The following is a 12,736-nucleotide window of genomic DNA, read 5'->3' on the forward strand; positions in this document are numbered from 1 at the left end:
GATTGCTGATTTGAAAAATGGCATATAGGCATATACACACTTTTATCATCAATGAATACAATGAAAAATAAGCATATATATGCAAAGTGAGAAAGGATGAATTTCCAATGTTCCCATGGAATTTATTCCCTTTTAATAAAGATTCAAAAAATAGAATGGAGCAAATGAATCCCCAAGATATTCAAAAGTATGTGCAAGAAATGATGGATAAACTCATGCCAGAATCTCTCCAAAAGATGGAGCCAGATAATTTGTTTCAGACCTTTTCTAAAGGAGCTAATTTTCGTAACGATAATATCAATCAGTCTGAAAAATTCAACTATGTTGTTTTTGAAACCCATCATCACGTTTATGTGAGAATTCCTATCCTAGATAGTAGCTGGCTAGAACATATTAAAATTTTCTATACATCCAACCAATTAATCATACAGCATATTCCATCATTTGAAGACAAACATACCGTTACGCTCCCTGCCATTGTAAGAAAAAAAGGCTCTGCTGCACTATATAAAGACAATATTTTAGAGATAAGGATTCAAAAAAATATTGATATTCAATATTCTGAGATTGATGTAACAGAGATGAATTAACTTAGGAAGAGGAGATTTTCATGAGTTTTGATAACTTGAAAAAAATCTATCAATTTTCTGAGAATAGTCATAAGGAAGATTATTGGAAAACAATGTTTGGTGCAAATGACAAGGAGTGGTTCTCTACTCCATCTTCATCCATTAAGAACAGCGAGTCTTTTCCTGCATGCGATTATTATTTATATCATTCCCGTTATTATATCGATATAGAGTTACCAGGGATTAACTTGGACCGCTTAAAGATTCACTTAAATAACCATATCCTCCAACTAGAAGGCTATTATCAAACCCTTATTCCCAATTGCTCTTATCTTTTAAAAGAACGACAGAATAAACATTTTGTTAAAAAAATCAGTATTCCAATAGATGTAGACGAAAAGGACATCCAAAAGAAATATGATAATGGAATTTTACAGCTTTCCTTTCCTTGTAAAGAAATGTGAAAGGAGGGAATTTGATAGTCCCCTCCTCTTTATTTATACTTGCTTAAGATTCAACATTAGAATCATAAGAATAGCTTATCATAGCAATAAAACGGTTTGTCTTTGCCTTCGAAATATGTGGAACCGACCTTATTATATCCATTTTTCACAAATAAGTTTTGCGCTTTATCATTTAATGAATATGTATCGGTTTTTAAATAGAAAACATCTTGTTCTATAGCATACACTTCTGCAAATGCTAGTAAATTACTCGCAATACCACCACCACGTATTTCGGGATCCACCACCAATCGGTGAATAACCATATATTCCTTATTATGGTAAGTCCATGCGATTTCATCGTAATTTTTTCCACCAATTTGATCAATAGTAATCGAACCAACCACTTTATCATCCATAATGGCAACGAAAAGATTATTATTTTCGATATCTACTTGGAAGCTAGCTTCATTTGGATATTTATGCGACCATTGATCATTCCCTTCTTCTTGCATAATCACTAACGCCTTTTTTACAATCTCCATGATTGTTGGTAAATCATCTATATGTCCTTGTCTAATTTCCACTAATAAATTCTCCTATACAATAAATTCTTGCCTGATATCTCTTATAGTTAGTGTGCTTTTTCTAAAAGTAGATATTCAGGAAAAATTATTATATAAATTTCTAGCGCAAAATACCACTATTTTGTTTAGCAAACATCCTTATTTCTATAATTCTATTTTTTTAGATTTTTTGATAGGGACTTGTGTCTAACATATATTCATGAAGAAGTGTGCAAAAAAAGCCCCTTCAGAAAAAAATTCTGTGGAGCTGCATAGTTTATTTCTTTATTTGTATAATAGGATAGATATTATTTTCCGATAAATTGCTGTGTCCAGTAATTCCCATTTTCTACATATCCAACACCAATATGTGTAAATTTATCGCTTAAGATATTCGCACGATGTCCTTCGCTATTCATCCATGCATTCACTACTTCTTCAGGTGTTTTTTGGCCTTTTGCAATGTTTTCACCTGCAGCTTTATACGTTATGCCAAATTGCTTCATCATATCAAAAGGACTTCCATATGTCGGGCTTGTATGATCAAAATAATTATTTGTACTCATATCCTGTGACTTCACTTTGGCAACTTTGCTTAATTCTGTATCTAATGTAAGTGCTGGTAAGCCATACTTTGCTCTTTCTTTATTCGTCAATTCTACTACTTCTTTTTCATAAGCGCTTACCGAAGTTGTTGCTTTTGCCGCACTATCTTTGCTTGAATCACCTATTGTATTATTTTGCGAAGCAGTTGTTGTTTCTGGTTTAGATTGATTTTGTGTGTTTGTATTATCTTTTTGTTCAGGTGTAGCTTTTTGTTCTTCCTTTTGTTTAGTGAAATGTTGATGAGTTTGTTGAGTTGCAATCGAATCCTTCCACTCTTTCCATACTTTATCTATATCTACTTGATAATTAGTAGAAATATTATTTATCAATTTATTTAGTTGGTCTTCTGATAGATTATGAGATTGATAGATTATTTTTGCTTCATTTGGCTGAATTGATGCAGCTTCCGCTTTGCTTGCCAGTGGAGTAGCCATCAATAAAGTTGATGCTGCTGCTACTGAAAAAATTAAATTCTTCTTTTTCATTTTTTATTTCCTCCTTGGTTGTCCAAATCGAAATAGTAATAGATTTTGTTGTTTTCGACTTACAACAACATCATATCATACGTTTTTTGTCATATTTTTGGATGAAAAACCCAGATAGTAGATAAAATAATAGAATGTGTGAAGATAAAAGGAAGAAAAATAGGATAGATTAATAGATAAATCAACCAATATATCTCCTTAAATTTCTCGTGGTTTTATATAAATAGCAAAAGAGAATTATGGAAATTTATTATTACCAACCCATATTTTGGTCAAAAAACAGACTTGACAGGCTTTTTTTTGACCTTTGAATTTAACATTCAAGACAAAGAGTTTACAAAAATTTAGTGATTATTACAGTAAGAAAGAAAAATTCACACTAAATGTTAATGTAAGCTTATAAAGTCTGTATATTTTAGTTAAACGCTAATTCTCCTTTTGCTAAATGTATAAAAAAACGACAGTATTGGAAAAATAATTAGGAATAATATCTATAAAGAATGGAGTAATGATATGAATACACCGTATTGCTGCCCCAATTGCAAAACGAATCGAAGTCGATTTAATATTATCAAGCAAGTTGCTCAATCTGTTAAACTAGATCCACAAACAGGTAGCGTTGTAGAGGAATATACATCCGATACATTATCTCCTTTCCATATGGGATATGCGGGACCAGAATATCGAATTCAATGTGCTGCTTGTGGACTTGTGGAAGACGAAAAAACATTTATTAAATTTGGGGAAATGAAAGCTTAACCTTATGCATAGGACTTAAATTACTATAGTTTAAAAACTAGTTAGGCTTTTCTTCCTAAAAAAGAGACATACTTACTGCTAAAATTAGAAGTAAGTATGTCTCTTTTAACAAGCGCTATTAAAAGAGAGGTTCCTCCACACTTACCTTCCAAGGTTCTAGTGGAGAGCTTCGAATTAATAATAGCTCTTTCTTTATTCTCCGTGGCTTCCCGTTTTTCACGTATATATTCCATACTATTGTAAGTTCTATTTGCAATTCCTGTTGAAAACGTCGCTGGTCAATCTCATGGAATTGATCAATTTTAATATTCTCTATTGCTGCTAATTCAGTCGACCATTCTTGTTTTGTGGAAACGTACTTTAAAATAGTTGTATCCTTTTCCTTTATTCCGGCAGTAAATGCTTGGGCTACTTCATTTGGATTCATTTGCTCTAAAAACTCTTTTAAAAGCCCTGCAGCCTTATACACCATTAATTTATGGGAAAAGTCCATCCTTTCTGTCTTATGAGTTATACTTCCTAAAAAGTGTACACAGAAATGACCTGGGAAGTCGTTCTTTAAAGCACCTGCTCCATGAGGCATACCATGCATCGATGCAGCTAACCACTGATCATCTATCATAATCAGAATCGCTCTTCTGCGCCAACTCCATTCCCCTTCATATATTTCTTTCATTATCATCGTATCATCAACAGTAAGCGGCTGTACATCAGCATGCTGGCTCCCAGCTCTCCGTTGTACTCTAAATTGCTTCCCTGACTCAATATCAACAATGGTAAACTTGCTATATCTAGGAATCATTTTATTAATCGTATTCCAAGTTAACAGTTGGATATCAAAACTAATCGGAGAGGAAATCTCCTTTTCTGCGGCATTCACAATATTAGCAGAAGTGATTAATTGACAACATAAAACAATAAGTAAAAATTTGTACACTAAGGACCATCCTTCACTTTTATTTGAATAATGAAAGTTTGCCCCTTTTTCTAAAATTCCCTTATCGTTAATAATTACCAATTCACTACACTTTTATTTTTCCGACTATTATTTAAGCAATAGAAAAAATTTTTTTACAATTGATTTAGTGTGTCCTCAATTTTTTTCCAATCTATATCTTCGCCTATAAATACCATATTTAGTGGCATTTTCATTTCCTCTTTCATAAATAAAGGCATTCCGTATGAGTACTGAAATAGGTCGGGATATGTTGTTCGATGAAATTGAACATATCCCTTAATCCGGTAAATTGTATCAGGAAGCTCTCTTAAAAAGGCTTCGAATTGATCTGCTGCGATGGTTTTTTTAAACGTATAAACAAATGTACTTAAATGCAATTTATGTACCGACGTTTTTTGTATGTCTTCATATACATGACTTTCCATTTCAAGTAATTTTTCAAATGGAAATTTAGAAAAGCTTGTTAATATCATAAATGCTTGTGGACATATAGATTGAAGCTCAAAGCTAATTTTTGCTTTTTCTGCTTCTGTTAATTGATCTTCTTTATTAATGATAAGTAAACTGGCATGTCTAGCTTGCTCAATAATAAGTTGTTGAATAGGAGCATTCAACGTAGATCGCTCAAGCCACTGCTTCCCATTAATAACCGTTATAATTCCTTTAAATCGAAGGCGATCTGCGAAAATCGGAGAGAGAATTCCATCTATCGTTTCAACAGGATGTGCAGCTCCCGTTGTTTCAAAATAAATTACGTCTGGTTTTTCTTCCACCAATAATGTTTGAATTTGTGCTTCTACCTCATCTTGGATTGTACAACACACACATCCACCAAGTAATTCCTTTAAAGGAGTATCTTCATCTATTTCATTAGAATCAATCGATATTTTTCCAAGTTCATTCATTAATACTGCTACTTTTCGGCCCATTCCTTTCTCTTTTTTTAGTATTTCCTTCAATAAAGTCGTTTTTCCACTTCCTAAGAAACCGGAAAGTACGTATATATCTGTTTGTTTCATTTCATAACTTCCTTTTACTATTTTCTATTGAAATAAATAAGCTGATAAGAAAAAGAGGATGACATATTTGTGTCACCCTGTTTTTCTTTGCTTAAATAGCTTATTTTTTCATTTGCTCTTTTAATACTTCAACTGCTTTTTTCATTTGTGTATCAGATTTTTGAATTTTTTCGCTGAGTTTATTCATTAAGGCAGTTGTTGTCTTGTCCGTAATGACTCCGTCTTCTTTTAATTTTTCTTGCTTTTGGAACTCTTTTGTTGCATTTTCTGTACTATCATCAAAGTAGCCATTCGTATTGTCCAATTCATACCCTAATGCTTTTAACATTTCTTGAGCTATTTTTACTTCTTCTGAATTGCTTCCATTTTTCAGTTTGCTTTCTGGATTGATCATCGTTAGACTTGCATAGCTTGGAAGCTCCACTTTATGCGTTGGTTCAATTCCTTTTTCATGTATCCAGCTGCCATTAGGCGTTAACCACTTATCTATTGTAAACTTGATATTGCTTCCATCTGTAAAGCTCTTTGCTTGCTGGACTGTCCCTTTTCCAAATGATTTAACACCAACTAACGGAACGTCTGCAGATTGATTAACAGCCCCCGCTAAAATTTCAGAAGCACTTGCACTTCCTCCATCAATGATTACAACTAGTGGTATATCCATATTACTGCTATTCTGCGAAGTAACTTTTTCTACTGTACCGTCTTTATGCTCAATTTGGTAAATAATTTCTCCATCTGGAACAAAGAGTCCTGCAATTTTCTTGACTTCTTCTAATAATCCACCTGGATTATGTCTTAAATCAAGGACAATGCCTTTCATGCCATCTTCTTGATATTTATTTAAGATATCAACTAACTCCGAAGCAGTATGTTCAGAAAAGGTAGTAATTTGGATTTTGGCAATTTTATCTTTTCCCATTTCTCCATAAACTGTCTCAATCGGAATCGTATCTCTTGTAATCGTTATTTTCAATGGATCGCTTGCACCCGAACGTTCTATTTCTAATTCTACTTTTGTTCCTTTTTCCCCACGAATTAATAGAACTGCTTCCGAAGAACTCATTCCTTGAAGGGACTTTCCGTCCACTGTAAGAATCTTATCATTTGGTTTAATACCTGCTTTTTCAGCTGGAGAACCTTTAATAGGAGATACGACTACAATACTATCATTTAACTGCTGAATTTCAGCTCCTATCCCTTCAAAAGAGGAAGAGATACTTTCTTGAAAGCTTGCTGCTTCTTCTTCGTTCATATAATCAGAATAAGGGTCATCCAATGCGGTAAACATGCCATCAATCGCACCATTAACAAGATCCTCCGAAGTTAAATCTTTATAATAGTCATCCATTAATGTATCATACGCTGTATATAATTTATTGAATTCATCCCTTTGATTATTAACTGTTACAGCAGGCTCGTCTCCAAAAGAAAGAGCAATCGTAGTAATTCCAGCTGCTGCAATTACAACAACAAATAAAAGCATGACAAAATAAAACTTTTTAATTTTTAAATACCCCTGTCCGCTTTCTTGTTCTATTTCCTTTTCATTACTATTTTTTTCGTTATCCAAATGATTCACCACTTTCGTTTGCAAGAGAGTATAAGTATGTATAAAAATAGAATACCATGTTTAATTTTATTTAATCAAATATAAGGAAGTTGCTCCTATAGAAAAAACAGAAAAGGAATGGTGAGATAGAAATATTCCTTTCCTGCATTCTTTATTAGATTTTACGAACTACCTTAAAGTATTCTTCTAATGTCCAGTCATTTTCATATATATCTTTTGCAGATTTTTTTCCAACATAACGGAAATGCCATGGCTCGAATTTATATTGTGTAATATTTTCCTTCCCTTTAGGATAACGGAGAATAAAACCATATAAATGAGCATTTTCCTTTAACCATTTTCCCTCTTTTGTATCCGCGAATTCTTCTGTCAACAGGAAATCCGCACTTTCACTCGAAATGTCCATTGCAAGTCCTGTTTGATGCTCACTATTCCCGGGATAAGCAACTGCTTGCACAGCCTTCTCTTCTCCTACTCGGTCCACTTCTGCATCAAATAGTACTGTTTGGCGGTCGTAAGAACGATATCCAGAAACTGCGTAAAGTGTTAGACCACTTTTCTTTGCTCCATTAAACATGTCTTCCAACGCATTAGCTGCTTCTTCTCTCATATAGCTTTTTTCAATATCTTGATTACCGAAGGAATATTCTACATTTGGACGCACTAAATCCTCCGGCGTATATCCATCTGGTAATCCAAATTCTTTATTAACAAGCGAAACAATATTCATCGGATTTTGAATAATATTTCTTCCATCTACTACTTTTATTTCATTAAAAAAGATAGATTCTAATGTCCAAGGATATTCTTCTTCTTCTGGTACATCTTCAGATGGAGTTTCTTCCTCTACCGTCTCTTGCTCATCTTCTTTGTTAACTGGAGTTTCGTTGTTTTGCTCGTCTGCATTTTCTTCCCAAAAAGCAATTTTATCTTTTAGAGATGTTAAATCTACTTTTTCACATCCCGTTAACATTGCCAAAGCTAATGCTAATGAAGAGATGGTTACTGTTTTTCTCATTTATTTCACCTTACATATCATTAAATTTTCTATTTCTTGTACATGATTTGATAAAGGTATGCAAAAAGCATACCTTTATCGGTCAACAATTATTTTATTGCAGCTTCTAAAGACACTTCAATCATTTCGTTAAATGTTGTTTGTCTTTCCTGGGCAGTTGTTTCTTCCCCTGTTAAAATGTGATCACTTACTGTTAAAACAGAAAGTGCTTTACGATTAAATTTAGCAGCAATAGTATAAAGGGCTGCTGATTCCATTTCTATAGCGAGTATTTGATATTTAGCCCATTTCTCTAACTCAGAATTATCGTTATAAAACATATCTGCTGTAAATACATTTCCTACTTTTAAAGATAATCCTTTTTCAATGCCAGTGTCATATGCCTTTTTTAGTAAATCGAAGTCAGCTGTTGGTGCATAATCTACTCCACCAAATGTTAATCGATTCATTTGTGAATCAGTTGAAGCACTCATAGCGAGAATGACATCTCTTACTTTAACATCCTTTTGGATTGCCCCACATGTACCAACTCGAATTAAATTTTGTACATTGTAGCTACTAATTAATTCATTGATATAAATAGAAATAGATGGAACTCCCATTCCTGTGCCTTGTACACTAATTCTTTTGCCTTTATACGTTCCCGTATAGCCAAACATATTGCGGACTTCATTGTAGCATTTTGCATCCTCTAAGAAATTTTCAGCAATGTATTTTGCTCTCAAAGGATCTCCTGGTAATAACACTGTTTCTGCTATTTCATGTTCTTTTGCACCAATATGTACACTCATTAATATTTCCTCCAATTGATACTCATTTCACTTTACATATCCAAATATTTCATGCTTTTAGAAAACTTTACTATTTGTACTATATCATATTCTAATATGCTGTAAAACATATTTAATTTTAGCATAACATTTTTCCGTAAGGTTATACTAAAATTAGTTTTCCTCCACAAAGAGGCAAAACAGTTTGTTTTATTCAGGGATTGTAGCTGAAAGAAAAATGCATATGAGGGGGATTATAATGGGAAAAAAACATCGAAATCGAATAAATTCTCCAAAGAAAAATAATCATATACCAAAAGAAGCAATTATCGCAGAGCAAGAAGCACATGGTAAAGAATATTCTGCTACAGGGCGAAAAAGATAATATAAAAAATCTGACTTTCTTCTAGGTTTTACAGATACAAAAAGAAAGTTATATCTCCAGAATTAGTTCCATAAATAGCATCCATTAATAGAAAAATGGTGAGGATTAATCCTCACCATTTCTTATTTTCATTATTCATCAAGTTCCTCATCAATTATGCATTTGTCCAGTAAGTATTCAAAAGTAATGTCAGCCAATTCTTCAATTTCACCTTCTGTAGGAACGAATCCCCTTTTTAATAGCTCGCGAAAGAAAAACTCTGCTATTTCCTCTGTATCAATAATCACGTCGATTTCTTTCAAGCTTATCGCCCCCTTTTTAAAGAATATATGTGACATCTTGCAAAAAATGCTTTCACAATAAAATTATCTGATAAAACAGACTTTTTTTCAAGAAGAAAGATCCATTACTTTGCAAAATAATAGGAGCTAGTTAAAAAAATATTCCTCTAGTTAACTTTCAAAAAATAGACATGTTTATCTATGCTAATACATATAGTTTTAGTAAAAAAAGGGAGGCACTACAAATGAATAAAATCCAATACCTAGTCGAAGATATAAAAGTAGATTTGAATAAAGAAAACAGTGAGATTCTTTCCATTTTCCATTCCCTTTTAAAAAAGTTATTTTCCCTTCTAATAATCAGCAGTGTACCGATGTTTATCTATCTTTTATTCTAATTTTTTTGTACCATTGTCTTTATCTGTTCTTTTGCTTACTTGTTTTAGCTTTCGGAGTGTTTGCTTCATCACCTGTTCATACTCAACATCTTTAAATAATGAATATAGGATGCTGTAATCATTATATATATCTAACAATCCATCAATAAGCTCTTTCTTCTCCTTTGTTCTTTCAAGCAAGTCTTTTTCTGTCTGGTGGAAAGAGCTATTTGACTTTTTTAAATCGACGGACTTTTGTTTTTTATCTAATATATACAATAGCCCTAATTTCTGTATAAATGAATCAGCACTTTCCGCATCCGCAACCAAGGTTAATTCATCTTCGCCTGCCTCTAACCATTCTCCATCACTAACTCTAGAAAGCTCGTAAATCACATCTTCCCATGCATCAGTTTTATATCGCCAAATCTCTGTTCGAAATCCCATAATTTTAAAAAGGTTTGATCCGTACCCTTTTACTTTTACTAAATCACCGATAAAGAAGCGATATTCTATGTCAATTTTTTCTGAATCCATTATTTCTCCATCATACTCAGAAAGCATTTGTAAACTGGATTCTAAATATAAACCTTCACTTTTATTTACTTCATATACATGCATATTATCTAAATACTTCACATCTGTAATTTTGCCGACGGTTCCATATATAGTGATTACCACTGTATCACCAATTTTGAATTTAGGTTTTTTTCGATTCGCCATAATTACTAATCCTCTCTAAACAAGATTGTGTGGCATTTGCCTACTTATGCGGTTTTCCCCCACACTCTTGAGTAGAACATTTGATCAATGAAGATGGGGGATCTTAAAGGAATATAATCCTATCTTCAATTACCATGTAATTTTCATCCTTTATATTCGTCTATACTTTCTACTTGCACTTTGTTGCTATTATCATATGCAATAATCCTCTATCCGCTCATAAAATTTCTTTACATTCTAAAATCACTACATTTAGATACGTTTAAAACTGTTTATTCATTATATGTCTATATGTTAATAGGAAGAATACTTTCTAACGTTTAAGTACAAGCACTAGCTCTTCCTTTTTTTTTTGCCCAAGTACACTCATACCAAAATGCTGTTATCTTCCAAGAAGCTCAACCAAAATATCATAAAAAAACATCCATGCAATTCCTTGCCGGATGTCATCAATAACTATAATTTTTCTTTTCTTCTTGAAATAAATATTGCTCCCATGCTTCATCAAAAACGCGCATGCTTTGAAGATAATGTCCATTTAATTCTAAGTAATCACTAATTTCGTCATAATCAAAGCTATTCTTTGGAAAATCATGATCAAGATAAGCTTCATTTGCAAATTCGCTAATTTGATCATTTGGTTCAGGATGCCGAAACTTCATAAGAAAATGATAAAAGGATTTAGTCATCATCTCACCTTCCTCGATCAATAGATATAACGTATACTATACATAATTGGAAATAATGGTGCAAGTAATTCAGCTGATTTTCAGGGGGCTCTTGTTAATTTTTTTATGCTATTTTCTAAAAAAATGTATTTTTTGATTGAAAAATCCTAAAAAAATTACCCGGAACGTCCTGAATTCAGTCATCATTTTCTAGATACCAGGAAATTACTGCTTATCTTATACTTTAGTAGGGTAATTTAATAAACAGTATAATGATAGGTCGCTATTATAAAAGGAGGGAAATAAAAAAGAAAGATGAAAAAAAGATTTAAATATTTTATTTACTCTCTTATTTCAATAATCATTTTGAGCATGTTCTATCTATTAATTCAATCAAAAAAAATGGAGAGAAATGTCTACGAAAAAATTTCTGATGGTAAACAAGTGAACTACTTAATTGTTGGTGATAGTATTGGCCGCAGCTCTGGTGCAAGCAATAACAACCATAAGTGGTTTAAACTAGTCGAAAGAAGCTTAACAAAAAAATACGGTGGATCTTTCATTAGACATTTAGTGGTTCAAAGTGGTGCTACTGCATTTGAAGGGTTATATAAGTTGAAGAATAACTTGTCTGAAGATATTGATTTAGTCTTCATTGTGTTTGGAGAGAATGATCGCAAATATATGGATAACAAGCAATTTTATTTCATGTATCAATCTTTATTAGATGAGATTGTCATTCGTTTTCCTCATGCGGAATTAATAACGATTACAGAAAGCAGCTTAGATAACGAGGATTTTATTCATGTTATAAAACAGTTATCAAAAAACTATTATGCTACAAATATTGATATGAGAGTCCCGTTTCGAAAGTCTCGACTATCTGCCGAACGATTAACAAATGACCTTGTACATCCAAATGATTATGGCTACTTTTTATATGCTCAGGAAGTTATTGACGCAATCGAAAAAGCAATTCGTGAGAAAAAAACAGTACTTACTTCTTCAATCCCTATAAATGAGGTAACGAGTGTACAAATGCATACAAATTATGCTTATCATTCTATTGATCCAAGTTTTAGAAACGAAAAAGGCTATTATACATCAAATCAAATTGGTGCAAATATTGAATATCATTTTTCCGGATCATTTTTAGGAGTGAATGTTCTTAGAAGTGAAAAAGGCGGAATGATGGATGTATTTATTGATGATAACTATGTAACAACTATATCTACATGGTGGCCGTTTCAGAAAGAAAGATCATTATATGTCACAAGTGGATTAACCGATCGGGACCATACGGTTAAATTTCAAAATTCCCCAAACAAATCAAGATACAACATAACAGACCAACAACTGATTCAAATTTCGTCGATTATCACTAATTAATACTAATCGTTGGAAAAGCTGGGACATAGGTATTCTAGTACAAGTTAAAGCCAAACAATGAGACGAAAATTTCGTATGATTGTTTGGCTTGTTTATAAGTTTGTAAAAAAGCTGTTTCAGTTGTTAGTACCCGAGCCTAGCCGAGTT

The 12,736-nt window shown here is 32.6% G+C and carries 16 protein-coding genes; 6 read left to right on the forward strand and 10 right to left on the reverse strand.

Going from position 1 to position 12,736, the window contains the following annotated elements; translation table 11 throughout:
* The first annotated feature begins 107 nt into the window (after positions 1-107).
* Complete coding sequence (locus tag RTL21_RS18940) at positions 108-590, forward strand: Hsp20/alpha crystallin family protein (RefSeq protein WP_312098131.1); 483 nt, start codon at positions 108-110, stop codon at positions 588-590.
* A gap of 20 nt (positions 591-610) precedes the next feature.
* A complete protein-coding gene (locus tag RTL21_RS18945; protein WP_312098133.1) occupies positions 611-1,033 on the forward strand; it encodes an Hsp20/alpha crystallin family protein in 423 nt (140 codons plus the stop codon).
* Positions 1,034-1,095: 62 nt separating this feature from the next.
* On the opposite strand, the gene RTL21_RS18950 is transcribed toward RTL21_RS18945, so the two are convergent.
* Both RTL21_RS18950 and RTL21_RS18955 read right to left on the reverse strand, forming a co-directional pair.
* On the reverse strand, positions 1,096-1,599 hold the full coding sequence (locus tag RTL21_RS18950) for a GNAT family N-acetyltransferase (RefSeq protein ID WP_312098135.1): 504 nt from the start codon (positions 1,597-1,599) through the stop codon (positions 1,096-1,098).
* Between the two features lie 287 nt (positions 1,600-1,886).
* Complete coding sequence (locus tag RTL21_RS18955; protein ID WP_312098137.1) at positions 1,887-2,669, reverse strand: CAP domain-containing protein; 783 nt, start codon at positions 2,667-2,669, stop codon at positions 1,887-1,889.
* A gap of 513 nt (positions 2,670-3,182) precedes the next feature.
* Between RTL21_RS18955 and RTL21_RS18960 the strand changes: the two genes are divergently transcribed.
* Positions 3,183-3,428, forward strand: a complete 246-nt coding sequence (locus RTL21_RS18960) for a DNA alkylation repair protein (RefSeq protein WP_312098139.1) — start codon at positions 3,183-3,185, stop codon at positions 3,426-3,428.
* 118 nt (positions 3,429-3,546) lie between these two features.
* Here RTL21_RS18960 and RTL21_RS18965 read toward each other — a convergent pair whose 3' ends face one another.
* From RTL21_RS18965 to deoD, 5 genes are all read right to left on the reverse strand, one after another.
* Positions 3,547-4,365, reverse strand: a complete 819-nt coding sequence (locus tag RTL21_RS18965; RefSeq protein ID WP_312098141.1) for a hypothetical protein — start codon at positions 4,363-4,365, stop codon at positions 3,547-3,549.
* 134 nt (positions 4,366-4,499) lie between these two features.
* The gene (locus RTL21_RS18970; protein WP_312098143.1) at positions 4,500-5,405 is read right to left on the reverse strand and encodes a CobW family GTP-binding protein; all 906 of its coding nucleotides are present in this window, start codon (positions 5,403-5,405) and stop codon (positions 4,500-4,502) included.
* A gap of 100 nt (positions 5,406-5,505) precedes the next feature.
* Positions 5,506-6,978 carry a lmo1851 family serine protease gene (locus tag RTL21_RS18975; RefSeq protein WP_312098145.1) on the reverse strand — a complete coding sequence of 491 codons (1,473 nt, stop codon included), beginning with the start codon at positions 6,976-6,978 and terminating at the stop codon, positions 5,506-5,508.
* A gap of 154 nt (positions 6,979-7,132) precedes the next feature.
* Positions 7,133-7,996, reverse strand: a complete 864-nt coding sequence (locus RTL21_RS18980) for a M15 family metallopeptidase (RefSeq protein ID WP_312098147.1) — start codon at positions 7,994-7,996, stop codon at positions 7,133-7,135.
* 89 nt (positions 7,997-8,085) lie between these two features.
* Positions 8,086-8,787 carry a purine-nucleoside phosphorylase gene (gene deoD, locus RTL21_RS18985; RefSeq protein ID WP_312098149.1) on the reverse strand — a complete coding sequence of 234 codons (702 nt, stop codon included), beginning with the start codon at positions 8,785-8,787 and terminating at the stop codon, positions 8,086-8,088.
* Positions 8,788-9,025: 238 nt separating this feature from the next.
* Between deoD and RTL21_RS18990 the strand changes: the two genes are divergently transcribed.
* Complete coding sequence (locus tag RTL21_RS18990; RefSeq protein WP_095259060.1) at positions 9,026-9,151, forward strand: hypothetical protein; 126 nt, start codon at positions 9,026-9,028, stop codon at positions 9,149-9,151.
* Positions 9,152-9,282: 131 nt separating this feature from the next.
* On the opposite strand, the gene RTL21_RS18995 is transcribed toward RTL21_RS18990, so the two are convergent.
* A complete protein-coding gene (locus tag RTL21_RS18995) occupies positions 9,283-9,453 on the reverse strand; it encodes a YozD family protein (RefSeq protein WP_312098154.1) in 171 nt (56 codons plus the stop codon).
* Positions 9,454-9,677: 224 nt separating this feature from the next.
* Here RTL21_RS18995 and RTL21_RS19000 point away from each other — a divergent pair, with 224 nt between their 5' ends.
* A complete protein-coding gene (locus RTL21_RS19000) occupies positions 9,678-9,830 on the forward strand; it encodes a hypothetical protein (protein ID WP_312098155.1) in 153 nt (50 codons plus the stop codon).
* Here RTL21_RS19000 and RTL21_RS19005 read toward each other — a convergent pair.
* Both RTL21_RS19005 and RTL21_RS19010 read right to left on the reverse strand, forming a co-directional pair.
* Positions 9,822-10,532, reverse strand: coding sequence for a hypothetical protein (locus RTL21_RS19005; protein ID WP_312098156.1), 711 nt, complete (start codon positions 10,530-10,532; stop codon positions 9,822-9,824). The genes RTL21_RS19000 and RTL21_RS19005 overlap by 9 nt on opposite strands.
* A gap of 449 nt (positions 10,533-10,981) precedes the next feature.
* On the reverse strand, positions 10,982-11,221 hold the full coding sequence (locus RTL21_RS19010; RefSeq protein ID WP_312098157.1) for a YozE family protein: 240 nt from the start codon (positions 11,219-11,221) through the stop codon (positions 10,982-10,984).
* Positions 11,222-11,515: 294 nt separating this feature from the next.
* On the opposite strand from RTL21_RS19010, the gene RTL21_RS19015 reads away from it, so the two are divergent.
* Positions 11,516-12,589 (forward strand): SGNH/GDSL hydrolase family protein, encoded by a 1,074-nt coding sequence (locus RTL21_RS19015; RefSeq protein WP_312098159.1) that lies wholly within the window; start codon positions 11,516-11,518, stop codon positions 12,587-12,589.
* Positions 12,590-12,736: the final 147 nt, after the last annotated feature.

It is taken from the genome of Niallia sp. (genome assembly GCF_031978665.1).
Lineage (GTDB): Bacteria > Bacillota > Bacilli > Bacillales > Cytobacillaceae > Niallia.

Excerpts from the sequence above, each read along its gene's own strand:
- RTL21_RS18990 (WP_095259060.1), top strand. The coding sequence starts at position 9,026 with ATGGGAAAAAAACATCGAAATCGAATAAATTCTCCAAAGAAAAATAAT.
- RTL21_RS19010 (WP_312098157.1), bottom strand. The coding sequence starts at position 11,221 with ATGACTAAATCCTTTTATCATTTTCTTATGAAGTTTCGGCATCCTGAA.
- RTL21_RS19005 (WP_312098156.1), bottom strand. The coding sequence starts at position 10,532 with ATGGCGAATCGAAAAAAACCTAAATTCAAAATTGGTGATACAGTGGTA.
- RTL21_RS18940 (WP_312098131.1), top strand. The coding sequence starts at position 108 with ATGTTCCCATGGAATTTATTCCCTTTTAATAAAGATTCAAAAAATAGA.
- RTL21_RS18955 (WP_312098137.1), bottom strand. The coding sequence starts at position 2,669 with ATGAAAAAGAAGAATTTAATTTTTTCAGTAGCAGCAGCATCAACTTTA.
- RTL21_RS18970 (WP_312098143.1), bottom strand. The coding sequence starts at position 5,405 with ATGAAACAAACAGATATATACGTACTTTCCGGTTTCTTAGGAAGTGGA.
- RTL21_RS19000 (WP_312098155.1), top strand. The coding sequence starts at position 9,678 with ATGAATAAAATCCAATACCTAGTCGAAGATATAAAAGTAGATTTGAAT.
- RTL21_RS18945 (WP_312098133.1), top strand. The coding sequence starts at position 611 with ATGAGTTTTGATAACTTGAAAAAAATCTATCAATTTTCTGAGAATAGT.
- RTL21_RS18960 (WP_312098139.1), top strand. The coding sequence starts at position 3,183 with ATGAATACACCGTATTGCTGCCCCAATTGCAAAACGAATCGAAGTCGA.
- RTL21_RS19015 (WP_312098159.1), top strand. The coding sequence starts at position 11,516 with ATGAAAAAAAGATTTAAATATTTTATTTACTCTCTTATTTCAATAATC.
- deoD (WP_312098149.1), bottom strand. The coding sequence starts at position 8,787 with ATGAGTGTACATATTGGTGCAAAAGAACATGAAATAGCAGAAACAGTG.
- RTL21_RS18980 (WP_312098147.1), bottom strand. The coding sequence starts at position 7,996 with ATGAGAAAAACAGTAACCATCTCTTCATTAGCATTAGCTTTGGCAATG.